The following is a 21,751-nucleotide window of genomic DNA, read 5'->3' on the forward strand; positions in this document are numbered from 1 at the left end:
CGGCTTCACCGCTGTAGCAGAGGTCCCGTTCTCCATGCCCGCCCCGGCAAGACCCACCGAGCTGATCAAGTTGACGCCACCCGCGGCTTCTTAACTACGCGGCATTGCCCGTGCATCCAGGGGCTTGGGCCCGTCGCGGTGGCCACAGGCCGAGCAGACCTGGCTGGTCGGCTCGAACCGGTCAATCTGCACAAACGTGCGCCCGTACCGCTCGCACTTGTACTTGAGCATGTTCACGAACATGGACCAGCCCGCGTCATGCACGCTCTTGGCCAGCCGGGTGCGCGCGAGTCCGCTGACCGCCAGGTCCTCCACGATCACCGTTTGGTTGTCACGGACGATCTGTGTGGAGAGCTGGTGGCAGAACTCCTTGCGCGCGTCGGCGACTTGTGCGTGGGCGCGGGCAACCTTCAAGCGGGCCTTGGCCCGGTTCTTCGACCCCTTCTGCTTACGGGACAGTTCACGCTGGGCCTTCTTCAGTTTCTTCTCCGCGCGGCGCAGGAACCTCGGAGAGTCGATCTTCATGCCGTCGTCCAGGACGGCGAAGTGGGTGAGGCCGAGGTCGATGCCGACCACCGAGCCGGGCGCGGGGTCCGGCAGCACGGCGGCATCGGCGGCCGGGTCGGTGTCGATGACGAAGCTCGCGTAGTACCGGCCGGCCGAGTCCTTGATCACGGTGACCGAGGACGGCACCGCCGGCAACGAACGCGACCACTTCACCCGCACTTCGCCGATCTTCGGCAGGAGCAGCCGCCCCGCTCGGGTGATCTTCCAGCGGGCGTTGCTGGTGAACCGGATCGCCTGCCGGGCATCCTTGCGGGACCGGAACCGCGGCTCGCCCACCCGCGGGCCCTTGCGCTCGCCCTTGAGGGAGGCGAAGAAGTTCGCATACGCGGTATCCGCATCCCGCAGCGCCTGCTGGAGGACGACCGAGGAGACCTCACCCAGCCAGTACCGCTCCCGGCGCAGCTTGCCCCGCGTGACCAGGGCACGGGACAGCACCTTCGACGTCGGGTACGGCTCCTTGGCGGCACGGGCGTCACGGCGGGCGCGCACGGCGTCGTTGAACACGACCCGCGCACACCCGAACGCCCGCGCCAGCGCACCCTGCTGGCCGGGCTCCGGGTACAACCTGAAGGCGTACCGGAGCTGCATGCGAGTGATCGTACGAACACCGCTCACCCGTTCACCAGAGAGAACATCCGTACTAGCCATCACCGTACGGTGACCGCCGCCATGTCCAGCTCCGCAGGAACAACACCGCAACGCTCCGCGTCGCTACGACCTGATTCGCTTCACCACCGGCGTAAACGCCGATGCACTGCGAATGAATCCCGGTAGCGGGAGAGGCGAGCGAGGGGTGGTCCCGTCCGGCTCGGGCCGGGCGGGTCAGCCCGCCGACTCCCCGGCGTGCGGGCTCAGGACGCCCGCCGTCACCAGCGCGATCAGCACGATGCCGAGCAGGATCCGGTAGTACACGAACGGCATGAAGCTCTTCGTCGAGATGAACTTCATGAACCATGCGATCACTGCGTATCCGACGCCGAAGGCGATGATCGTCGCGAAGGCGGTCGGGCCCCAGGAGACGGAGCCGTCCTGCCCGGCGTCCTTCAGCTCGAAGACCCCGGAGGCGAGGACCGCGGGGATCGCGAGGAGGAACGAGTAACGGGCCGCGGCCTCACGGGTGTACCCCATGAGGAGGCCGCCGCTGATGGTCGCGCCGGAGCGCGAGACGCCGGGGATCAGGGCCATGGCCTGGCAGACGCCGTAGATCAGCCCGTCCTTGACGCTCAGGTCCTTGAGTCCCTTGCGCTCCCGCACCGCGCGGTGCTTGCCGCCGACCTCGTCGCGCGCCGCGCGACGGTCGGCGACACCGAGGACGACGCCCATCACGATGAGGGTCGTCGCGGTCAGGCGCAGATCGCGGAACGGGCCCTCGATCTGGTCCTTGAAGGCGACACCGAGCACGCCGATCGGAATCGAGCCCACGATCACGAGCCAGCCCATCTGCGCGTCGTGGTCGCTGCGCAGCGCCTTGTTCGTGAGGGAGCGGAACCAGGCGGAGATGATCCGCGCGATGTCCTTGCGGAAGTAGATGACCACCGCCGTCTCCGTGCCGAGCTGGGTGATCGCCGTGAACGCGGCCCCCGGGTCGTGCCAGCCCGCGAATGCCGCGGTCAGCCGCAGATGCGCGCTCGACGAGATGGGCAGGAACTCGGTCAGCCCCTGGACGAGCCCGAGGATGAATGATTCGAACCAAGACATGAAGTTACGCGATCCAAGTGCTGACGTGAGCTGACCGCGGACACGCAGGCCAGAGGCGGACACGGAGGAAGGACGGACGGGCGGGCGAGGCCGTACGGGTCAAGAGGTACGGAAGTGGAAGAGCGCCCGCCGTGGGGCAGCGTAGCGCCCTTGTGTGAAGAGACGATGACAGGGCCTCTTCACTCGGACGGCGCTATGCCGCGGCCGGGCCCGCGGTGGTCCAGCCCGGGGCCTGCGGATGGGCGCTGAGGTCCTCGTGGCGGACGGTGTCGCCGCATGCGGAGCAGGTCACGACGGGGACCAGTTCGTTGCCGCAGGTGTGCTCGATCACCATCGGGCGGTCGCCGTCGTCGCGCAGATGACGGTCGCCCCACGCCATGAGGGTCATGAGGACCGGCTCCAGTTCGAGCCCCGCCGTGGTGGGCCGGTACTCGAAGCGCTGGGGGCGCTCCTGGTAGGCGACCTTCTTGAGGACGCCGGCGTCGACGAGGCGGCGCAGACGCGTCGCCAGGATGTCGCGCGGCGCCCCGATGTTGCGCACCAGCTGGTCGAAGCGACCGTTGCCGAGGCACGCCTCGCGCAGGACCAGGAGCGAGTACTTCTCGCCGACCACGGCCAGCGTGTCGGCGATCGAACAGGGGCGCGGGTCCTTGGCGGCTGGCATGCGCATCAGTGTAGGCGAGGGTTTGCTTTTCCAACCGACGGGGTTATGGTGAGTTCAGTTTTCCTACTCACCGGTAATCGGCGCCGGGCACCGACCCGTCGGCCAAGGAGGCCCGCACCATGCGTGACGCAGTCATCGTCGAAGCCGTACGCACCCCCGTCGGGAAGGGCAAGGCGAACGGGACGCTCGCTCATGTCCACCCCGTCGAACTCCTCGCCCACACGTTGCGCACCCTCGTCGGGCGCGCCGGAATAGACCCCGCGCAGATCGACGACGTCATCGGCGGCACGGTCGACCAGGTCGCCGAGCAGGCCATGAACACCACCCGGTACGCCGTCCTGTCGGCGGGCTTCCCGGAGTCCGTGCCCGCCACGACCGTCGACCGGCAGTGCGGCTCGTCCCAGCAGGCCGTGCACTTCGCCGCGCAGGGCGTGATCTCCGGCGCATACGACATGGTGATCGCCGGCGGCGTGGAGTCCATGAGTCGCGTGCCGATGTGGTCGAACGTGCCTGAGGGCGCCGACCCCTTCGGTCCCGGGGTGGCCGAGCGCTATCCGGAGGGGCTGGTCCCGCAGGGCGTCAGCGCCGAGCTGATCGCCGCCAAGTGGTCGCTGTCCCGCGACCTGATGGACGCCTACGCCGTCGAGTCGCACCGCAAGGCCGCCCGGGCCTGGGCGGACGGGCTCTTCGACGCCGAGGTCGCGCCCCTCGAAGGCGTCACCCGAGACGAGTCCGTGCGCCCCGGCACCACCGCCGAGATCCTCGCCGGGCTCAAACCCGCCTACTACGATCCGCACTTCGCCGAGCGCTTCCCGCAGATCGACTGGTCGGTGACCGCGGGCAACGCGAGCCCCATCAACGACGGCGCCTCCGCCGTCCTCATCACCACGAGCGAGAACGCGGCCCGGCTCGGCCTGCGCCCCCTCGCCCGCCTCCACAGCTTCGCCGTCACCGGCTCGGACCCGCTCCTGATGCTCACGGGCGTCATCCCCGCCACCGAGAAGGTGCTGCGCAGGGCGGGTCTCGAGCTGGGCGACATCGACCTGTTCGAGGTCAACGAGGCGTTCGCGGCCGTCGTCCTCGCCTGGCTCCAGGAGACCGGCGCCGACCCGGCGAAGCTGAACGTCCACGGCGGCGCCATCGCACTCGGCCACCCACTCGGCGCCAGCGGCACCCGCCTGATGACCACCCTGGTCCACGCGATGCGCGCCCGCGGCGCACGCTACGCACTCCAGACGATGTGCGAGGCCGGCGGGCTCGCCAACGCGACCGTCCTCGAAGCGCTCTGAGTCTTCGCAGGCGCGCCGAGTCTTCGGGGGTGCGTCAGCCGCGGAGGCGGTGGCGCTTGCACCACGCGAGCACCGCACCCGCGAGGCCGGTCAGCGCGATGAACCCCATCGCGATCAGGAACGCGGGCGACGTCGGAGTCGAGGCCCTGGCCCCGGCGACGACGTACGCCGCCGTATTGGGGACCGAGCCGATCGCCGTGGCGAGAAGGAACGGCGCCCAGCGCATGCGCGAGATCGCGGCGCAGTAGTTGGCCGCCCAGAACGGCACCCCCGGAAACAGCCGTGCCGCCAGCATCGCCCGGAAGCCGTGCCGGCTGAGCTGCCCGTCGGCCGCCTTCAGCCAGCGGCCGCGTACGAGGGGTCGCAGCGCCTCCTGCCCGAGCACCCGGCCGAGCCCGAACGCCACCGCGGCGCCGAGCACCGTCCCACCGAGCGCCGCCAGGGTGCCGAGCTGCGAACCGAACAGCGCGCCCGCCGCGAGGTTCAGCAGCGGCCGCGGAACGAAGGCCACCGTGCACAGGCCGTACGCGGCGCCGAACAGGACGACCGCGGCGGCGCCGCTCATCTGGGGCGGCCAGCCGTCCGCGAGCAACCGCTGCGGCTGAAGGAGCAACACCATGGCCCCGCCCGCGGCGAGCAGCGCCACCAGGAGCGACAGCCGCGACCACGGTGACAGCAGAACTCTCGTGCAACGCAGGGCAAGGCCCGCCGGCCGGGCGGCGGCGAGTCCCTCGGGACGGGTCGCGACGGTGTCGGGCATCCGGGGAGACTAACCGACCCAGATGTAAGTTCGCCGTAGGGTTGTGTCGCATGACCGTCACAGTCCCGCGCAGCGCGCTGGCCGACACCCTGCTGGAGCGGCTCACCGCCGAGTACCCCACGGCGGCCGACCCCGAACGGGCCGGGCAGATGCGCGCGTACATGAGGGACGTGGCTCCCTTCCTCGGTCTCACCACCCCCGTACGCCGCGCACTCTCGCGCACGGTCCTGGCCGGTGCCCCGCGCCCCGACGAGACCGACTGCACGGCGCTCGCGCTGCGCTGCTGGGAGCTGCCCGAGCGCGAGTACGCGTACTTCGCGGTCGACTACCTGCGCCGGCATGCGGGCCGCTGTTCGTCCGGCTTCCTGCCCGTCGCCCGGCACCTCGTGTCGACGGTCCCGTGGTGGGACACCGTCGACCTGCTCGCCGCGCACGTCGTCGGCGCGCTCGTCGCGGCCGACCCGCGCCTGGCGACGGACATGGACGCGTGGATCGAGGACGACGACCTGTGGATCGCCCGCACCGCGCTCCTGCACCAACTCCGCCGCAAGGAGACGACCGACGCGGAGCGCCTCTTCGGCTACTGCCTGCGCCGGGCGCCGCACCCCGACTTCTTCATCCGCAAGGCCATCGGCTGGTGCCTGCGTGAGTACGCGAAGACCGACCCGGACGCCGTACGTTCCTTCGTCACCGCCCACCGGGACCGGCTCGCGCCCCTGTCGGTGCGCGAGGCCCTGAAGAACATCGGAGCCTGAACTCCCTTACGCCCCAAGAGAGACCCGGGCCACCCGCCGAGCCGCCCGGGCCGCCGGAAAACCATTCGACCTGCGCCGCTTCCTCGGCAATGATCGGCGTCATGTTCCGGTACGCCTTCCCCGCAGCCACGTCCGCAGTCGCGGACGCTGCGAAGGCTGCCGTCTTCCTGGCCGCCGCAGCAGACGGCGCCCGAAGCTGACCCTCTCCGGACATTCCGGCGGACCCCGCAGGGGGAGGGTCGGTGGGAATCCGGGGTCCCCGCCTCATCAAGGAGGCCATCACACCCTGTTCCGCTGAGGAACACGTTCCGGGAGGAACCACCCAGTCATGCCCAAGACGGCATACGTGCGCACCAAGCCGCACCTCAACATCGGCACCATGGGCCACGTCGACCACGGCAAGACGACCCTCACCGCCGCCATCACCAAGGTCCTCGCCGAGCGCGGCGCCGGCACATTCGTGCCCTTCGACCGCATCGACCGCGCCCCGGAGGAGGCCGCCCGCGGCATCACCATCAACATCGCGCACGTCGAGTACGAGACCGACACCCGCCACTACGCGCACGTCGACATGCCAGGCCACGCCGACTACGTCAAGAACATGGTCACCGGGGCCGCGCAGCTCGACGGGGCGATCCTCGTGGTCTCCGCGCTGGACGGGATCATGCCGCAGACCGCCGAGCACGTCCTGCTCGCCCGCCAGGTCGGCGTCGACCACATCGTCGTCGCGCTCAACAAGGCGGACGCGGGAGACGAGGAGCTCACCGACCTCGTCGAGCTCGAGGTCCGCGAACTGCTCTCCGCGCACGGGTACGGCGGCGACTCCGTGCCCGTGGTGAGAGTCTCCGGGCTCAAGGCCCTTGAGGGCGACCCCCGTTGGACCGGGGCGATCGACGCGCTGCTCGACGCCGTGGACACGTATGTGCCCATGCCCGAGCGGTACGTGGACGCGCCGTTCCTGTTGCCGGTGGAGAACGTGCTCACCATCACCGGACGCGGCACGGTCGTCACCGGGGCCGTCGAGCGCGGCAGGGTGCGCGTCGGCGACCGCGTCGAGATCTTCGGCGCGGACACCGAGGCGTCGGCGACCGTGGTCACCGGCCTGGAGACCTTCGGCAAGCCCATGGAGGAGGCGCAGGCCGGGGACAACGTGGCGCTGCTGCTGCGCGGAGTGCCCCGCGACGCGGTCCGCCGCGGCGACGTCGTCGCGGCCCCGGCCAGCGTCAGCCCGAGCCGCCGCTTCACGGCCCAGGTGTACGTCCTCTCGGCGGCCGAGGGCGGCCGGACGACACCCGTCGCCACCGGCTACCGCCCGCAGTTCTACCTGCGGACCGCGGACGTCGTCGGCGATGTCGACCTCGGCGAGAGCGCCGTCGCCCGGCCCGGGGACACCGTCACGATGACGGTCGAGCTCGGCCGCGACATGCCCCTGGAGGCGGGCCTCGGCTTCGCGATCCGCGAGGGCGGGCGCACCGTCGGCGCGGGCACCGTCAGCTCCGTCGGCTGAACCGCACCGCCCGCCTCCCGCACCCCGCGGGAGGCGGGCGGTCGCACGTCGGCCACACTGGACGCCGAAGCCGGCAGGGAGGTCTCAAGTGGCAGGCAGGGCACTCGTACTCGGGGGCGGCGGCCTCTCCGGCATCGGCTGGATCTCCGGAATCCTCCACGGCCTCGCCGAGGCCGGCGCCGACCTGTGGGACGCCGACACCGTGATCGGCACCTCCGCGGGCTCCGTCGTAGGCGCCCAGCTCGCTTCCGGCAGACTGACCCCCGCCGAGCTGTACGAGCGCCAACTCGCCGCGCCCGTAGGGGAGATCGCCGGGCACCTCGGCGCCGCCGCCACCCTCCGCCACGCCCGCGCCGCGCTCTCCTCCCGTACGCCGGAGGACTTCGGCCGCAGGGTGGGGCACATCGCGCTGGCCGCCGACACCCCGGACGAGGCGACGCGCCGCGATGTCATCGCGGGGCGGCTCGTCTCCCACCGCTGGCCCGAGCGGCCGTTCCTGGTGACGGCGGTACGGGCGACGACCGGCGAGTTCCGTGTCCTCGACCGGGGCAGCGGCGTCGGCCTGGTCGACGCCGTCGCGGCCAGCTGCGCCGTGCCGGGCGTCTGGCCGCCGGTCACGTTCGAGGACGACCGCTGGATCGACGGCGGCGTCCGCTCCCCGGCCAACGCACACCTCGCCGAAGGCCACGACCGCATCGTGATCATCGCCCCGATCGCCGCGGGCGGCGGCACCCTCGAGTCGGCCCGCGCCCAGGCGGAACGCCTCACCGCGGGCGGGGCGAGGGTCACCCTCATCACCCCGAACCGCACCACCAGAAGGGCGATGGGCCACAACAGCCTCGACCCGACACACCGCGCCCCCTCGGCCCGCGCGGGCCGGGAACAGGCGCCGGCGCACGCGGCGAGCGTGGCGGAGGCGTGGGGCTGAGCAACGCCCTGGCGAGTGCTGCCCGGCACACGGCGGCTTCCGCGCCCCGGCTGATGCCACCCGGCACGCCCGTCGCCGTCGCCCGCCGAACGCCGCCCGGTAGGCCGCCTGCCCCGCGGCCCCGTCCACCCCGTGAACCCCGCCCGGCCTCTGTCACCCCCACCGCCCGGCACAATGGACGCGTGGACGAGCCGATACCCGTGACCAGGACCGTCGATCACGGCACCGCCAAGCTGATGCCCGACGTGGACCGGCGCAGGGCCTGGCTGCTCACGGTCGACGGGGCGCCGCAGTCGTACGTCGATCTGGACGCGCCGGAACACCTCGAATTCGAGTACGCGCGCCGGCTCGGGCATGTCCTCGACTGTGCGGGCGAACCGGGAAAGCCCCTCGACGTGCTGCACCTCGGCGGTGGCGCGCTGACCCTGCCGCGCTATGCGGCGGCGACGCGGCCCGGATCGCGTCAGGACGTGGTCGAGGCGGACCGGGGGCTGCTCGCCCTGGTCGCCGAGCACCTGCCCGTCCCCGACGGCGCCGGGATCACCGTCCACGGGGCCGACGCCCGCACCTGGCTGGAGTCGGCCGACGCCGACAGCGCCGACGTACTCGTGGCGGACGTCTTCGGCGGCTCCCGCGTCCCGGCCCATCTGACCACCGTGGCGTACGCCGAGGCCGCCGAGCGGGTCCTGCGTCCCACGGGCGTCTACGCGGCGAACCTCGCGGACGGTACGCCCTTCGCCTTCCTGCGCTCCCAACTCGCCACGTTCTCAACGGTGTTCGAGCATCTCGCGCTGATCGCGGAGCCCGCCGTGCTGCGCGGCAGGCGCTTCGGGAACACGATCCTCGTGGCCTCCCACGAGGAACTCGACATCGCGGCCCTCGCCCGCCGCGCCGCGGCCGACGCGTTCCCGGCCCGCGTCGAGCACGGCGCTCAGCTGCGCCGCTTCACCGGCAGCGCGAAGCCCGTACGGGACGAGGAGGCGGTGCCTTCACCCGTGCCGCCCGGCGGCTCCTTCGGCATCGGCTGAGACGAGCTCGGGCGCGGGCTGCCCGGCGGTGTCGGGGTGGCGCGTCAGCCGGCGCACCTCCGGCACGAACAGGACCGCGCCCGTCGCGACGACGACGAGCGCCGCGCAGCCCCACAGTGCGGGGGTCAGGCCGAAGGCGGCCTCGGCGGGGCCCGCGAGCGCGGTGGCGACCGGCACCATCGCGACGGAGCCGAACCAGTCGTACGCGGAGACCCGGGACAGCTTGTCCTCCGGGATCTCCTGGTGCAGCGCCGTCATCCAGGAGACGCTGAACACCTCGATCGTCACGCCGCTCACGAACATCACGCAGACCAGCACGGCAAGAGGCACCGGTACCGCGAGCGCCGCCGAGGGCAGCGCCAGCGGGAACACGCACAGGGTCCCGGCGAGCAGCAGCCGCCGCGGCTTCCACCGCATCATCAGGAATGCCCCGGCGACGGTTCCGACGCCGAACGCGCCGAGCGCGAGCCCCCAGGGCCCGGGGCCGCCGAGGGAGTCGCGCGCGACCAGCGGGCCGAAGACCGCGTCGGCGGCGCCGACCACCGCGACCACGACGGAGAACTGCGCGACGACGCCCCACAACCACGGTCGGCCGATGAACTCCTGCCAGCCGTCGCGCATATCGGCGAGGAGGCCTCCGCCGGGCTCGCGCGGCGCGATGTGGCTGACGTCGAGGCAGGAGCGCAGGGCGCCCGCGACGGCGAACGCGACCGCGTCCACGGCGAGCACCCAGCCGGGTCCGACGGCCGCGACCATCGCGCCGCCGAGCGCCGCGCCGCCCACGGCCGCGCCCGACATCGCCATCCGGAAGAGGGCGAAGGCGCGGCTCGCCTGCTCCCGGTCGACCGACGACATCAACATGCCTTCGGCGGCGGGGTTGAAGAAGGCCTGCCCGGTGCCGCCCAGCGCGCTGAGCAGCATCATCTGCCACAGCTCGGGCTTGCCGGTCAGGACGAGCAGCGCGAAGGCGCCCTGGGAGAGGAAGTTGAGCGCGTTGGCCGCGACCATCACGTGGTGGCGCGGCAGCCGGTCGGCGACGGCTCCGCCGACGAGCAGGAACAGGACGAGCGTCAGGGTGCGTGACGCGGCGACGAGGCCGACGTCCCCGCCGTCGCCCCCGGTCTCGAGCACCGCGAACGCGGACGCGATCAGCGCGCCGTTGCTGCCGAGGGTCGTCACGAACGCCGAAAACGCCAGCAGGCTGTAGTTGCGGCCCGCCCACGCGGGTCGGCGGGGTCTGAGCGGGGAGGCGGCAGCGGGGTTCACTGAGGGACTATCGCCGCAGTGGGGGCGACTTGCCAAACGAGATTCTTTCGGGTCGGCCGAACCTGATGGTCACTGCCGTGTCGATCCAGTAGATTGATCATGGATTTTTTGTGTCATGTCCGCGACAAATTTGCCACCCCCCGGAACCGGTTGGTTCTGAAGGAAGGAATGAAATGCGGAAGTACTTCTCGTCCCTGCTGGCCGCGGGCGCGCTCGTCGGCGCCGCCGCACTCCCCGTCATCGCCGCGACGCCCGCTTCGGCGGCGGCGACCACGTGTGCGCCGACCAGCCACGACTACACGGTCGCCGAGGAGAAGGTGCCGGTCCACTCCTCGATCTCGGGGAACGCGGCCGTGATCGACTACATCTACAAGAACAACTCGGTGCACGCCTACTGGGCCTGTACCAACAGCTCCGGCAACCCGTGGGTGTGTATCGGCAGTTGCAAGGTGACCGAGGACGCGATCTCCGGCAGGTGGGTCTACCGGAACTACCTGCGCTGATCGCATCACGCCGCTGACAGCGTCCGGCCTGCCCTTCACCGGGCGGTCCGGACGCTGCGCTGTGTGCGGCTCAGTGCACGCTGGGGTCGCCCTGGAGCCGAACGGTGCTGAGGATCTTCTGCACCGTGGAGTCCGGGACCTCCTCCTTCACGCCCTTGGCGCCGTAGAACGTCCAGGAGACGAAGTCGCCCTGGGAGTTCTTGAAGGCGAACACGGTGGCCTTGCCGTCCGTGTCGCACTTGCCGGTCTTCGGCACACCGGACGATGTAGTGATCGCCACGCTGCCCTTGACGCCGGAAGCGGTCGTGAAGTCCTTCGGCTTACCGATCTTCAGGAGCTTCTTCGACGAGTCCTTCTGGTCGGTGTAGCCGCCGAACACCCACCACGCCGAGTCGTTGCGCGCGACGTCCTGGGTGTTCTTGGCGCCGTTCTGCCCCTTGGTGCCCGTCGCGGCGAGGGCGCTGCTGTCCTCGGTGCCGTCCTTGTCGTCGTCGGACGTGCACCACTTCTCCTTGAGGAACGCCGGTGCGGACATCGTGATGAGGGGCTTGGCGCCCTCGTCCTTCGCGTCGTCGAAGCCGGTGATCAGACCGTCCGACTTCACGGCCCAGTCGGCCGGTACGTCGAACGCGGTCCCGTACTTGGGGTTCACGACGACCTGCCAGCCCGCGATGGTGGCCTTCGGCGCGTTCGACGGGTCGCGCGGGTTGACGTCGTCGCTCGCGTCGGGGCTGGGGTCCTTGGAGGCGGACTTCGTGGGGGACTTGGACGGCTTGGGGTCTGCCTTGTCCTCCTTGTCACCCCCGAGAACAAGGAACCCGGTCACGCCGGCGGCGACCACGACGGCCGCGGCCGCGACGATCGCGGTGATCTTCGTCTTGTTGCCGCCGCCGTTGCCGCTCGGCGGCTGGGGATCGCCGAGCGGGACGGTGGGAGCGCCCCACTGCCCGGGAGGCTGCTGCCCGGGCTGCTGCTGGTACGGATTGGGCTGCTGCTGGTAGCCCGGCTGCTGATAGGGGTTGGGCTGCTGCTGGTACCCCGGCTGCTGGTACGGATTCTGGTCCTGCGGGTTCTGCTCGCCCCCGGGCGGCTGCTGTCCTGGCCACATGGCGCACAACAATAGAGGCCCCGGCAGCCGCCGGCACCGTCGCCCTGTACCGGACGTGCAACGGTTCGCCGGCGGCCGCGTTCTGCGGCGCCGTGTCTCAGGAGTCGCTGACGTCCACGAGCCGCACGGTGCTGACGATCTTCCTGACCGTCGCGTCGGGTACCTCGCCCTTGACGCCTGTGGGCCCGAAGAACGACCAGGACGCGAAGTCGCCGTCGGCGTCCTTGAAGGCGAACACGGCGGCCTTGCCGTCGGAGGAGCACTTGCCGTGCTTCTTCTGCTTGACGCCCGTCGAAGTGGCGGTCACCAGGCTGCCGGTGAGGCCGGACGTGGTGGTGTACGACTCCGCCGGCTTCGTGGTGATGCTCTTCTTGTCGGGCTGCGAGTACGCGCCGTAGACCCACATCGTGGCGTCCTTGGTGGCGGCGTCCTCGGTGCTCTTGGCGCCGTTGTTGCCCCGCGACCCGGTCGCGCCGAGCGAGGACTCCTCCTCGTTGCCGTCCTTGTCGTCGTCGGAGACGCACCACTTCTCTTCGAGGAACGCCGGGTTGCTCATGGCGATGAGCGGCTTCTCGCGCGGGTCGCCTTCCTTGGAGACCCAGTTGACCCAGCCGTTCGACTTCACCAGCCAGGTGGAGGGAACGTCGAACGCCATGCCGTGGTCGGTGTTCACCACGGTCTTCCAGCCGTGCACGGTGGGCTCGACACCGCCGCCCGCGCGCGGGTTGCCGGTCGCGTTCGGCGCGGCCGCCGAGGACTTCGTGGGGCCGGGCCCGGCGTTGTCGTCCTTCTTGTCCTTGTCGCCGCCGAGGACGAGGACCCCGGTCACCACGGACGCGACGACGACCGCGGCGGCGGCCACCACGGCGATGAGAGCCGTCCGTCTGCGCTTCGGGGGTTCGGGTGACGGCTGGGGTGAACCGGCTGGAATCGTGGGCGCGTTCCAGACCTGCTGTCCGGACGGCTGCGGATACGGGTTCGGCTGCTGGTACGGATTCGGTTGGCGGCCCTGCGGGTTCTGCTCGCCCCCGGGACCCTGCTCTCCTGGCCACATGGCGAGCAACGATAGGGCTACCGCCGGACCGAGGATGGCCAAGGTGGCTACTCGTGGGTAACATCACGGACCATGAGCGCTGAACAGATGTCGATCGGCGAGATGCTCGCCGCCACCGTGCCGATGGCCCGGACCCTGAACATCGAATTCCTCGAGACCACCCCGGAGAAGGCCGTCGTGGCCCTGCCGGACCAGAGTGAGTACCACAACCACGTCGGCGGACCGCACGCCGGAGCGATGTTCACGCTCGGCGAGTCCGCCAGCGGCGCGATCGTCCTCGCGGCCTTCGGGGACCAGCTCTCGCGGGCGGTGCCGCTCGCCGTGCGCGCCGACATCGCGTACAAGAAGCTCGCCATGGGCCCCGTCACGGCGACGGCCACGCTCGGCCGCCCGGCCGCCGACGTGGTCGCCGAGCTCGACGCGGGGGAGCGCCCCGAGTTCCCGGTGACCGTCGCGATCCAGCGCGCCGACGGTGCGGTGACCGGGGAAATGACGGTCGTCTGGACGCTGCGCCCCAACAGCTGAGCCTGACATCTCCGTTTTCCTCGAACAGGTAGGCTGCCCGGCATGCGCACCCGGGGGAGCGTGCGCCGGGCACCCGCCCACCGACACGGGAGGAATCGGCGTTGCACGTCCAGGAATGGCTCGACACGGTACCGGCGGTCGCCATCTATGCCCTGGTGGCCGGGGTCATCGGGCTCGAAAGCCTGGGCATCCCGCTGCCGGGGGAGATCGTGCTGGTCTCGGCGGCGCTGCTGTCGTCCCAGCAGGGTGACGTCAACCCGATCATCCTCGGAGCCTGCGCCAGCGCGGGAGCCGTCGTCGGCGACTCCATCGGATACGCCATCGGCCGCAAGGGCGGACGCCCCCTGCTGGCCTGGCTCGGCAACAAGTTCCCACGCCACTTCGGCGAGGCCCATGTCGCGACCGCCGAGCGCTCCTTCGAGAAGTGGGGCATGTGGGCGGTCTTCTTCGGCCGCTTCGTCGCCCTGCTGCGCATCTTCGCGGGCCCGCTGGCGGGCGTGCTGCACATGCCCTACTGGAAGTTCCTCATCGCGAACTTCCTCGGCGGGGTCATCTGGGCCGGCGGCACGACCGCCGTCATCTACTACATCGGCGTGGTCGCCGAGGACTGGCTCAAGCGGTTCTCGTACTACGGGCTCGCCGCGGCCGTGCTGATCGGCCTGGCCTCCATGCTGATCGTCAGGCGCAAGGCGAAGAAGGCGGCGGCCGAGGCGGAGCCGGTCCCGGCCGCCGAGTGACACCTGACGCCTGACGATTGTCGTCAGCTGTCAGCTGTCAGCTGTCAGCTGTCAGTCGTCCGCGTGCGCCGCGCGGTGTGCCTTCGCCAGTTCCACGTAGAGCGTGCCGTTCAGGGTGATGCCCGCGCGCTCTTCGTCGGTCAGCGGGCGCTTCACCTTGGCGGGCACCCCGGCGACGAGTGAGCCGGGCGGGACCTGCATCCCCTGCGGGACGAGCGCCTGGGCGGCGACCAGGGAACCGGCGCCGATCACCGCGCCGTTGAGAACCGTGGCGCCCATGCCCACGAGACAGTCGTCCTCGACGGTGCAGCCGTGCAGGACCGCGTTGTGTCCCACGGAGACCCGCTCGCCGACCGTCACCGGGAAGCCGGGGTCGACGTGCACGGTGCAGTTGTCCTGGATGTTGCTGTCGGCGCCCAGCACGATCGGGCCGCAGTCCGCGCGCAGCACCGCGCCGTACCAGACACTCGCCCCGGCGTGCAGGGTGACCTCGCCGATCACGACCGAGGTCGGCGCGGCGAACGCCTCCTGGTCGAGGTCCGGGTCCTTGCCGCCGATCCCGGTGATGAGTGCCTGCTGGCCCATCGCTCTGTCTCCTCTTCCGTCTTCCGCGCCGACTGTGTCGCGCCAGAGCGAACCGTACGGGACGGCCCCGAGCGCGTGCCGTGTGGGGCGAAGATCACAGGCCACGGTTCCACGCGGTGGCGTACGGCTGAGTAACGTGAGGCTGTGCCGAAGAACTGGAACGCGTTCTCATCCCGCGCCTTCACCGGACGCCTGGCCCATCGCGCGGTGCAGGCGGGCTGGCGCCTCGCGCAGCGCGCGGGCGCGGTGACCGCCGAGCACCCCGGCCGCTACCGCTTCGGGTCCCTGGGCCACGGCACCAAGCTGGCCTTCCCGCAGGGCACGGTCTTCGGTGAGCCCTGGATCCACCTCGGCGCGCACTGCATCGTCGCGGAACAGGTCACTCTGACCGCCGGCCTGATGCCCGACCTCGACCTCGGCACGGAACCGATCCTGCGCATCGGCGACGGCGTCGTCCTCGGCCGCGGCAGCCATGTCATCGCCGACACGACGGTGACGATCGGCAGCGACTGCTACTTCGGCCCGTACGTCTACGTGACCTCGACCAACCACTCGTACGACGACCCGCACCAGCCCATCGGCAAGCAGTGGCCGCGCATGGAGCCGGTGGAGATCGGCCCCGGCTGCTGGATCGGCACCGGCGCGGTGATCCTGCCGGGCGCCCGGATCGGCCGGAACGTCGTGGTGGCCGCCGGCGCCGTCGTGCGCGGCGAGGTGCCCGACCGCTCGGTCGTGGCCGGTGCGCCCGCCCGGGTCGTGAGGAGCTGGGACGAGGAGAACGGGTGGCAGCCGCCGCTGCGCACACCCGCCCCCGCCCCGATCCCCGAAGGTGTCACCCCCGAGCAGCTCCTCGCGCTCGCCGACCTGGAAGAACTCGAAGAAGGCGTCCAGCCGGGCGCGAGCGCCTAGAAGACTCATGAAGATCTTGCTGAGGGGTTGTCCGGCCGCAGGCCGGGCGGCCCCTCCGGCTATGTATTGACCGGGGTGAGGTGCCAGGTTCCGTTGGTTCGGGTGAGTCCGAGGTTGATCAGTCGGCGGAGGTTGAGGGCGGCTGCTCGGGTGTGGAGCCAGGCGTTGTTCTTGATGGTGCCGCGGTAGCGGAGTTTGCGGTTGTTGTGGTGGACGAGCCAGGCGACGGCGCGTTCGACTGGTGGTCTCCAGCGCCGGTAGTCAGCCTGCCAGTCGGGATCGGTGGCGGTCTGGTGGCGAGCGGCGGCGAGCAGGTCGTGGTGCGGACGGATGGTCAGGATCCGCCCGGCCTTGGCCTTGGTGCACCGCTCACGAAGGGGGCATCCGGCGCACACGTCCTTGAACGAGGCTTTGCGCTGGTGGTGCTGCCCGGCGGGAGCGGATAAAGGGACGGTGTGTCCGGCGGGGCAGGTCACGGTGGCGGCGCCGGTGTCGATGATGAAGTCGTCGAGGGTGAAGCCGCCAGGGACGGCGGGCCGCAGTGGTGCGGGTTTGAGGAACAGCCGGTGACCGGCAGTTTCGAGGCTGTGGCGGGCGTCGCCGGTGGAGTAGGCGGTGTCACCGAAGGCGTCAACGGGCTCGTCCTCGTCGGTGAGCAGGTCGATTCCGACCATCGCCTCGTGGTGCTCGGGACCGGCTCCGGGCCGCAGGGCGACGGCGGTGTATAACCCGGTCTCGGGCTCCATGGCGAGGTGGGCCTTGAAGCCATCCTGTTGGTGGGTGCGGGTCTTGTGCACGTGCCGGGCTTCGGGGTCGACAGTGGAGACCATCCGGTTTGGTGCGGTGCCCTGGGTGATGCGCCAGCGCCCGTCGCGGCCGTCGGAGTCCTCGGCGGGCTCCACGTCCTGACCTGCGACCAGGGCCAGGATGCCGACCGCGTTCGCGGCCTTCTCGTCGAGCTGCTGCTCGGGCAGATGGCCCAGCAGCCGCAGTGCGTCACCGACCAGGGCGTCGACCAGGTCGGCACGGGCCTGCTCGTCGTTCCAGGCGATCCTCGGCTTGCCCGGGTCGTTGTAGTCGTGCGCGGTGCACTGCACGGCTGCCACCTCGCCGGCCCCGGGGACTTCCCGGATCACCGCCCGGATGGCGGCGATGATCTGGGTGACGGTGTCCTGGGTGGCCACCGCGTCGTCCAGCACAGTGGAATCCAGCGCCCGGCGGTGCTTGCCCTTGAGGACACCGGTGGCCTTCACGACCTCACGCACAGCCTCGAATACCCGGTTCGGCCGGGCGGAACGGGCCAGCCGGCGGCGGAAGTAGGCCAGCAACGACGGATCGAACGCCATGTCATGAAGGCCCAGTCCACAGGCGGCCTTCCACCGCAGGTCGCACCGCAGCTCCTGGACCGTCTCGAAGTCCGAAAGCCCGTGCAGGGCCTGTAGCGTGATCGAAGCGGCCAGGATCTGCGGCGGCATGCTCGGCCGCCCGTTCGCCGACGGGTACATGTCCGCAAACATCTCCGCTTCGAACAGCGCGCTGCGATGCTCGGCCAGGAACGCGAACACACTCCCTGCCGGGATCAAATCCCGGCAGGTCTCCCATACATCCGGCCCGATCGTCTCCCCGGCCCATTCCCCCATCACCACAACAAACAGTCTGGCCCCGCCGCTCACGCGGCGGGGCCAGAACCCAAGATCTTCATGAGTCTTCTAGGGCCTGTCCGGACAGGGCTTTAACCCGTCGCCAGCAGCACCGTGCCCACCAGTGCGAGGCCCGCCCCCGCGGCCTGCACCCCGCGCAGCCGCTCGCCGAGGAAGCCGCGCGCGGCCAGCGCCGTCACGACGGGGTAGAGCGAGGCGAGCACGGCGGCCACGGTGACCGGGCCCTGCCGCGCCGCCATCGCGTACGTGCCGTTGGCCGCCACGTCGGCGAGGCCCACGAACGCGAGCGCGGGGAGCGCCGACCGGACGGCCCGCATCCCGCCGTCCTCGGGAAGCGCCCGGCCGCCGCGCCGCACGGACACGTACAGGGCCGTGCCTCCCGCCGTCACATTGGTCACCCGCTGCACGAAGAGCGCCAGGAAGAGCCCGGTCATGGTGGACGAGGCCTCCGCGATCAGGGCCATCACCGCACCGAAGCCGAACGCCGCGAGCAGCGTGAGCAGGACGGCCTGACGCTGCACGGGCGCGCCCCGGAACTGCGGACCGCCGGCCAGGATCACCCCTGCGAAGGCCACGCCGATGCCCGCGAACTGGACCAGCCCCGGACGCTCCCCGAGCACCAGGCCGACGGCGACGGGAACGGTGACGCCGAGCGAGCCGAGGGGCGAGACGACGCCCATCGGGCCGAGGGCGAGCGCCTTGTAGAAGGCGAGCATGGCGACCGGGCCGACGAGACCGGCCGCGACCGCGAACCACAGCTGCGGTCCCGCCTCGCTCCGGGCGCCGGTCGCGGCCACGATCGCGCCGAGCACCACGACGGCGATGCTCTGCGAGACCACCACGACCGTGAGCGCGGGAGTCCGTCGGGTGAGGAGCCCTCCGCCGAAGTCGGCCAGGCCCCACATGAGGCTGGTGGCCAGGGCGAAGAGTGCTGTCATGGTCTGCCTCGCAGTACAGTGTGGTGAACAGCGGTGAATGCTTTGTTGCACCACACGTTAGTTCAATGAATTGAACGCTGTCATCCAGAATATTGGACGGAATGTGTCGGACCTCGACCTGCTGACCCAGTCCCTCGGCCGCAACGTCAAGCGCTGGCGCACCGAGCGCGGCTTCACCCTCGACGGTCTCGCGACGCGCGCCGGAGTCAGCCGCGGCATGCTCATCCAGATCGAGCAGGCCCGCACCAACCCCAGCATCGGCACCGTGGTCAAGATCGGTGACGCGCTCGGCATCAGCATCACCACCCTGCTCGACTACGAACAAGGCCCGAAGGTCCGCATCGTCCCGCCCGAGCAGGCCGTACGCCTGTGGAGCACGGAAGCCGGCAGCTACAACCGGCTGCTCGCCGGGACCGAGGCCCCCGGCCCCCTGGAGATGTGGGACTGGCACCTGGAACCCGGCGACGGCAGCGGCTCCGACCCGCACCCCGCGGGCACGGTGGAGCTGCTCCATGTGACGGCAGGCGAACTGACCCTCGTCCTGGACGGCGCCGAGTACCGCGTGCCCACTGGATCCAGCGTCTCGTTCGAGGCCGACGCCTCGCACACCTACCGCAACGACGGCACCGAGACGATGGAGATGACCATGGCCGTGTCGGTGCCGCCCGTACGCTGAGACGCCCGACTCGGCCGCCGCGGACGGCTGTTAGCGTGCCGACATGCGCGCACCCATCGGAAACTTCAACCACGTCCGCCCCGCTCCCGAAGCGCTCGACCTGCTGACGGGCCCGGTGGCAGACGCCGTACGCACCTGGCACGGCGCGGTCCCAGCGGAGCAGCTGATCCATGTCGACACCGAGCCCGAGTGGGCGGACACGGCCACGTTCGTCGAGCACTACGGCCCCGAGCTGCTCGAGGACTCCGCGAACTGCGTCGTCGTCGCGGGCAAGCGCGGCGGCGAGACGACCCTCGCCGCCTGCCTGGTCCTCTCCGGCACCCGGGTCGACGTCAACGGCGTCGTACGCCGTCAACTGGGCGCCCGTAAGGCGTCGTTCGCCCCGATGGAGACGGCCACCGGCGCCACCGGCATGGAGTACGGTGGCATCACCCCGATCGGGCTGCCCGCCGACTGGCCGCTCCTCGTGGACGCGGCCGTCGTCGACCGGGCGCACGTCCTGATCGGCAGCGGAACGCGCCGCGGCAAGCTCATCGTGCCCGGCAAGGCCTTCCTCGACCTGCCCGGCGCGGTGGTCCTCGAAGGGCTCGGCGTGAACTGACCGTTCCTAATCAGTGTGCAGGAGTGAGTCTTGGACCCACTGCCCGGCACTGCGCGCGTCCCGAACGGTTTTGGATGCACTGGTCCCCCGCGTTGCCTGTTGTGTACCCGCTCGGCGGTGTGCATCGTGTGCACGGTCCGTGACGGGTGGGCGGGTTCCCTCACGCTCTGGGGTATCCGCTCGGGCCTGGACGGTCCGATGCCCCGCAGCATCACTCTGGTGCTGTGGGGGCGGTGCCGTCCGTCGCCGGATCGGGTGCCCGAGGGCGCGTCGCCCGATCGCGATGCCAGCGGCATCGTGGCGGGACATCTTGCGGTGGGGTGTCCGCATCGGCTTGCGCCAGTGCTGGTTGCCCCACATCGAGGTGTAGGCCGGATCAACGGCCACGATGGACAGGCCCATCTCGGCGGCCATGGAGACGAGCCGGGCTTTGAGCTTCCCGGTCGGGATGCCTGAGATCAGTTGCCGGAACCGCTTCTTGCGGCCGTGCTTCTCGCGGGTCTTCTCGGCGGTGAAGTCCAGGTTCTCGATACCGATGGCGGCGACGCCGCAGCTTTTCGCCCAGTGCAGGAGCTGGGTGATGGCGTGCCGGATCTGCGCGTCACGATGATCAGCAGTACCGGACAGGTCGTAGAAGAAGCGGTGTGGGTCGCCTACCGGGTTGCCGTGCGGGTCGAGCCGGTAGGCGGCGAAGTGACCTGCGTTTGTGTCGACGCCGATCATGCCCTTGGCGCGTGCGGTCTCCAGCCCGATCGTCTGGACCACCGGCCGCTGCCACGAGGCGGTCAAGTACCAGCGGCCACGTTCCACGTCGTAGTGGATGCGGTAGGCCACAGCCCGGTCGTTGGCGATGCGGTCGGCCCACTCCTGGCCCCGATGCGCGAACGCGACCTTGGAGACCAGGACGTACCGGCCGTGCTTGGCGTTCGCCCAATCCGCGAGCGGGGCCGGCAGCTTGATCGACACCTCGCCGTCGGGGGTAACGCGGATCGTCTCGTTCCCGTATCGCTTCCCGGACTCCCCGTCTGCGGCGAGGAACCAGCGCTGGGCCTGCCAACGTTCCCGCCACTGGGCCTCGGTGAGCTGCGCGGCTTCGAGGTTGTGCCGGTTGCCCAGCAGCTTGCGGCCACCACGCACGACATGCACGACACCGGCCTCCCGGTCCGCGCGCGCCACGTCCAGGCGGTGTTCCAGGATCGCCAGGCGGCGCGATTTGTGGAACCACTCGCCCTTCGAGCGGTAGCCGCCCGCAGCACGCTTGGTGCCCTCCTCACCGACCGGAAGGGACAGGCGGTGCATCAGCATGCGCACGCCGGCCTCAAGGCCCTGGATGTGGGCGAGCTGGCAGCGACGGGCGAGCGCCCACTGGTCGTGCGTGGCCTTCGTGATGGCTCCGGCCCACCGCGATGATGAGGCGCCCGTCAGGTCCCGTTTCCGCGCCGCCCACCTATCGGTGCAATGGTCGCCCGCGTCCTGGCAGCGGGCCTTGAGGTCGCGGGACGCCAGGTGTCCGAGGTGTTCGCCGACCAGGCGCAACACCTTGTCGTCCTCGGGCGTGAGGTGCTTGAGACGGTCGCGTATCGCGACACCGGACGGCCCGAGGGCGACGAACGGCGCGTCAAAGGTGCGGAGCTTCTTCGGCTCAGTCATCGGCGGCAGCCGCCTCAAGAGCCTTCTTTGCCCGGTTCTTCGCCGCGACCAGGCGTGCCAACTGCCGTTCCAGATCAGCCTTCTGATCATGCGAAAAGACGCGGGCATACAGGCCCAGGCCGCCCGTCACGGACGGTGAGGAGTTTGCCTCGATGCTCACCAGGATCGTGCGGGGACTGACCCGCTGAGCAGGTACCGGCAACGTGCCCTCACGGAACCAGTGATACGCGGTATGCGGATGCACACCGTTCGCCACCGCCCATTCCTTGAGGTTCACACGAAGACCATAACGCCCACTCAGAGACTTTAATACACAACAAAGTTGACTAAGTCGCGAGCGGT

At 70.6% G+C, this 21,751-nt stretch carries 22 protein-coding genes and 1 pseudogene; 11 read left to right on the plus strand and 12 right to left on the minus strand.

The genetic code is table 11. The annotated features are described in order from the left end of the window. Positions 1–90 precede the first annotated feature (90 nt). The 3 genes from OG456_RS31270 to OG456_RS31280 form a co-directional block, all read right to left on the minus strand. Positions 91–1,155, minus strand: a complete 1,065-nt coding sequence (locus tag OG456_RS31270; RefSeq protein WP_266566849.1) for a transposase — start codon at positions 1,153–1,155, stop codon at positions 91–93. Positions 1,156–1,389: 234 nt separating this feature from the next. After that, on the minus strand, positions 1,390–2,265 hold the full coding sequence (locus tag OG456_RS31275) for an undecaprenyl-diphosphate phosphatase (RefSeq protein ID WP_266566851.1): 876 nt from the start codon (positions 2,263–2,265) through the stop codon (positions 1,390–1,392). Between the two features lie 193 nt (positions 2,266–2,458). Further along, entirely contained in the window at positions 2,459–2,929 is a 471-nt protein-coding gene (locus OG456_RS31280; protein WP_266566853.1) for a helix-turn-helix domain-containing protein, read from the minus strand. 119 nt (positions 2,930–3,048) lie between these two features. Here OG456_RS31280 and OG456_RS31285 point away from each other — a divergent pair, with 119 nt between their 5' ends. Next, positions 3,049–4,218, plus strand: a complete 1,170-nt coding sequence (locus OG456_RS31285; RefSeq protein WP_266566855.1) for a thiolase family protein — start codon at positions 3,049–3,051, stop codon at positions 4,216–4,218. A gap of 34 nt (positions 4,219–4,252) precedes the next feature. Here the strand turns inward: OG456_RS31285 and OG456_RS31290 are convergent, their stop codons facing one another. Beyond that, positions 4,253–4,978 carry a TVP38/TMEM64 family protein gene (locus OG456_RS31290; RefSeq protein WP_266566857.1) on the minus strand — a complete coding sequence of 242 codons (726 nt, stop codon included), beginning with the start codon at positions 4,976–4,978 and terminating at the stop codon, positions 4,253–4,255. A 50-nt stretch (positions 4,979–5,028) separates the two neighbouring features. Here OG456_RS31290 and OG456_RS31295 point away from each other — a divergent pair, with 50 nt between their 5' ends. The 4 genes from OG456_RS31295 to OG456_RS31310 all read left to right on the plus strand — a co-directional run bounded on the left by OG456_RS31295 (position 5,029) and on the right by OG456_RS31310 (position 9,196). Further along, positions 5,029–5,733, plus strand: coding sequence for a DNA alkylation repair protein (locus OG456_RS31295; protein WP_266566859.1), 705 nt, complete (start codon positions 5,029–5,031; stop codon positions 5,731–5,733). Positions 5,734–6,061: 328 nt separating this feature from the next. Then, positions 6,062–7,240 carry an elongation factor Tu gene (gene tuf, locus OG456_RS31300; protein WP_266566861.1) on the plus strand — a complete coding sequence of 393 codons (1,179 nt, stop codon included), beginning with the start codon at positions 6,062–6,064 and terminating at the stop codon, positions 7,238–7,240. A gap of 88 nt (positions 7,241–7,328) precedes the next feature. Further along, positions 7,329–8,168, plus strand: a complete 840-nt coding sequence (locus OG456_RS31305; protein ID WP_266566862.1) for a patatin-like phospholipase family protein — start codon at positions 7,329–7,331, stop codon at positions 8,166–8,168. A 182-nt stretch (positions 8,169–8,350) separates the two neighbouring features. Further along, positions 8,351–9,196, plus strand: a complete 846-nt coding sequence (locus OG456_RS31310) for a spermidine synthase (RefSeq protein WP_266566863.1) — start codon at positions 8,351–8,353, stop codon at positions 9,194–9,196. On the opposite strand, the gene OG456_RS31315 is transcribed toward OG456_RS31310, so the two are convergent. Continuing rightward, a complete protein-coding gene (locus OG456_RS31315) occupies positions 9,158–10,462 on the minus strand; it encodes an MFS transporter (RefSeq protein ID WP_266566865.1) in 1,305 nt (434 codons plus the stop codon). The genes OG456_RS31310 and OG456_RS31315 overlap by 39 nt on opposite strands. Before the next feature lie 173 nt (positions 10,463–10,635). On the opposite strand from OG456_RS31315, the gene OG456_RS31320 reads away from it, so the two are divergent. Further along, positions 10,636–10,965 (plus strand): hypothetical protein, encoded by a 330-nt coding sequence (locus tag OG456_RS31320; protein WP_266566867.1) that lies wholly within the window; start codon positions 10,636–10,638, stop codon positions 10,963–10,965. Positions 10,966–11,035: 70 nt separating this feature from the next. Here OG456_RS31320 and OG456_RS31325 read toward each other — a convergent pair whose 3' ends face one another. Together OG456_RS31325 and OG456_RS31330 are read right to left on the minus strand one after the other, a co-directional pair. Then, positions 11,036–12,073 (minus strand): hypothetical protein, encoded by a 1,038-nt coding sequence (locus OG456_RS31325; protein ID WP_266566869.1) that lies wholly within the window; start codon positions 12,071–12,073, stop codon positions 11,036–11,038. A gap of 97 nt (positions 12,074–12,170) precedes the next feature. Continuing rightward, positions 12,171–13,127, minus strand: coding sequence for a hypothetical protein (locus OG456_RS31330; RefSeq protein ID WP_266566871.1), 957 nt, complete (start codon positions 13,125–13,127; stop codon positions 12,171–12,173). A 72-nt stretch (positions 13,128–13,199) separates the two neighbouring features. Here OG456_RS31330 and OG456_RS31335 point away from each other — a divergent pair, with 72 nt between their 5' ends. Continuing rightward, positions 13,200–13,652 (plus strand): DUF4442 domain-containing protein, encoded by a 453-nt coding sequence (locus tag OG456_RS31335; protein WP_227293497.1) that lies wholly within the window; start codon positions 13,200–13,202, stop codon positions 13,650–13,652. 101 nt (positions 13,653–13,753) lie between these two features. After that, a complete protein-coding gene (locus OG456_RS31340; RefSeq protein WP_266566874.1) occupies positions 13,754–14,389 on the plus strand; it encodes a DedA family protein in 636 nt (211 codons plus the stop codon). A gap of 51 nt (positions 14,390–14,440) precedes the next feature. On the opposite strand, the gene OG456_RS31345 is transcribed toward OG456_RS31340, so the two are convergent. Then, the gene (locus OG456_RS31345) at positions 14,441–14,974 is read right to left on the minus strand and encodes a gamma carbonic anhydrase family protein (protein ID WP_266566876.1); all 534 of its coding nucleotides are present in this window, start codon (positions 14,972–14,974) and stop codon (positions 14,441–14,443) included. Positions 14,975–15,118: 144 nt separating this feature from the next. On the opposite strand from OG456_RS31345, the gene OG456_RS31350 reads away from it, so the two are divergent. Then, on the plus strand, positions 15,119–15,883 hold the full coding sequence (locus OG456_RS31350; RefSeq protein WP_266566878.1) for an acyltransferase: 765 nt from the start codon (positions 15,119–15,121) through the stop codon (positions 15,881–15,883). A 59-nt stretch (positions 15,884–15,942) separates the two neighbouring features. Here the strand turns inward: OG456_RS31350 and OG456_RS31355 are convergent, their stop codons facing one another. Further along, positions 15,943–17,523: an IS1182 family transposase gene (locus tag OG456_RS31355; protein WP_266559966.1), complete on the minus strand. Its 1,581-nt coding sequence runs from the start codon at positions 17,521–17,523 to the stop codon at positions 15,943–15,945. Positions 17,524–17,615: 92 nt separating this feature from the next. Next, positions 17,616–18,482, minus strand: coding sequence for a DMT family transporter (locus OG456_RS31360; RefSeq protein WP_266566880.1), 867 nt, complete (start codon positions 18,480–18,482; stop codon positions 17,616–17,618). A 103-nt stretch (positions 18,483–18,585) separates the two neighbouring features. Between OG456_RS31360 and OG456_RS31365 the strand changes: the two genes are divergently transcribed. Both OG456_RS31365 and OG456_RS31370 read left to right on the plus strand, forming a co-directional pair. Continuing rightward, positions 18,586–19,158, plus strand: coding sequence for a helix-turn-helix domain-containing protein (locus OG456_RS31365; RefSeq protein WP_266566881.1), 573 nt, complete (start codon positions 18,586–18,588; stop codon positions 19,156–19,158). A 43-nt stretch (positions 19,159–19,201) separates the two neighbouring features. Next, positions 19,202–19,759 carry a YbaK/EbsC family protein gene (locus OG456_RS31370; protein ID WP_266566883.1) on the plus strand — a complete coding sequence of 186 codons (558 nt, stop codon included), beginning with the start codon at positions 19,202–19,204 and terminating at the stop codon, positions 19,757–19,759. A gap of 6 nt (positions 19,760–19,765) precedes the next feature. Here OG456_RS31370 and OG456_RS31375 read toward each other — a convergent pair whose 3' ends face one another. Further along, positions 19,766–21,409: a transposase gene (locus tag OG456_RS31375; protein WP_266566884.1), complete on the minus strand. Its 1,644-nt coding sequence runs from the start codon at positions 21,407–21,409 to the stop codon at positions 19,766–19,768. A gap of 43 nt (positions 21,410–21,452) precedes the next feature. Then, positions 21,453–21,686: pseudogene (locus OG456_RS31380) on the minus strand (IS607 family transposase); the annotation flags it as partial. Positions 21,687–21,751 lie beyond the last annotated feature (65 nt).

It is taken from the genome of Streptomyces sp. NBC_01446, from assembly GCF_026340095.1.
In the GTDB taxonomy this organism is placed as follows: domain Bacteria; phylum Actinomycetota; class Actinomycetes; order Streptomycetales; family Streptomycetaceae; genus Streptomyces; species Streptomyces aureus.

Coding starts and splice junctions, on each gene's coding strand:
- OG456_RS31270 (WP_266566849.1), bottom strand. CDS start 1,155: ATGCAGCTCCGGTACGCCTTCAGGTTGTACCCGGAGCCCGGCCAGCAG.
- OG456_RS31275 (WP_266566851.1), bottom strand. CDS start 2,265: ATGTCTTGGTTCGAATCATTCATCCTCGGGCTCGTCCAGGGGCTGACC.
- OG456_RS31280 (WP_266566853.1), bottom strand. CDS start 2,929: ATGCCAGCCGCCAAGGACCCGCGCCCCTGTTCGATCGCCGACACGCTG.
- OG456_RS31285 (WP_266566855.1), top strand. CDS start 3,049: ATGCGTGACGCAGTCATCGTCGAAGCCGTACGCACCCCCGTCGGGAAG.
- OG456_RS31290 (WP_266566857.1), bottom strand. CDS start 4,978: ATGCCCGACACCGTCGCGACCCGTCCCGAGGGACTCGCCGCCGCCCGG.
- OG456_RS31295 (WP_266566859.1), top strand. CDS start 5,029: ATGACCGTCACAGTCCCGCGCAGCGCGCTGGCCGACACCCTGCTGGAG.
- tuf (WP_266566861.1), top strand. CDS start 6,062: ATGCCCAAGACGGCATACGTGCGCACCAAGCCGCACCTCAACATCGGC.
- OG456_RS31320 (WP_266566867.1), top strand. CDS start 10,636: ATGCGGAAGTACTTCTCGTCCCTGCTGGCCGCGGGCGCGCTCGTCGGC.
- OG456_RS31325 (WP_266566869.1), bottom strand. CDS start 12,073: ATGTGGCCAGGACAGCAGCCGCCCGGGGGCGAGCAGAACCCGCAGGAC.
- OG456_RS31330 (WP_266566871.1), bottom strand. CDS start 13,127: ATGTGGCCAGGAGAGCAGGGTCCCGGGGGCGAGCAGAACCCGCAGGGC.
- OG456_RS31335 (WP_227293497.1), top strand. CDS start 13,200: ATGAGCGCTGAACAGATGTCGATCGGCGAGATGCTCGCCGCCACCGTG.
- OG456_RS31345 (WP_266566876.1), bottom strand. CDS start 14,974: ATGGGCCAGCAGGCACTCATCACCGGGATCGGCGGCAAGGACCCGGAC.
- OG456_RS31355 (WP_266559966.1), bottom strand. CDS start 17,523: ATGGGGGAATGGGCCGGGGAGACGATCGGGCCGGATGTATGGGAGACC.
- OG456_RS31360 (WP_266566880.1), bottom strand. CDS start 18,482: ATGACAGCACTCTTCGCCCTGGCCACCAGCCTCATGTGGGGCCTGGCC.
- OG456_RS31370 (WP_266566883.1), top strand. CDS start 19,202: ATGCGCGCACCCATCGGAAACTTCAACCACGTCCGCCCCGCTCCCGAA.
- OG456_RS31375 (WP_266566884.1), bottom strand. CDS start 21,409: ATGACTGAGCCGAAGAAGCTCCGCACCTTTGACGCGCCGTTCGTCGCC.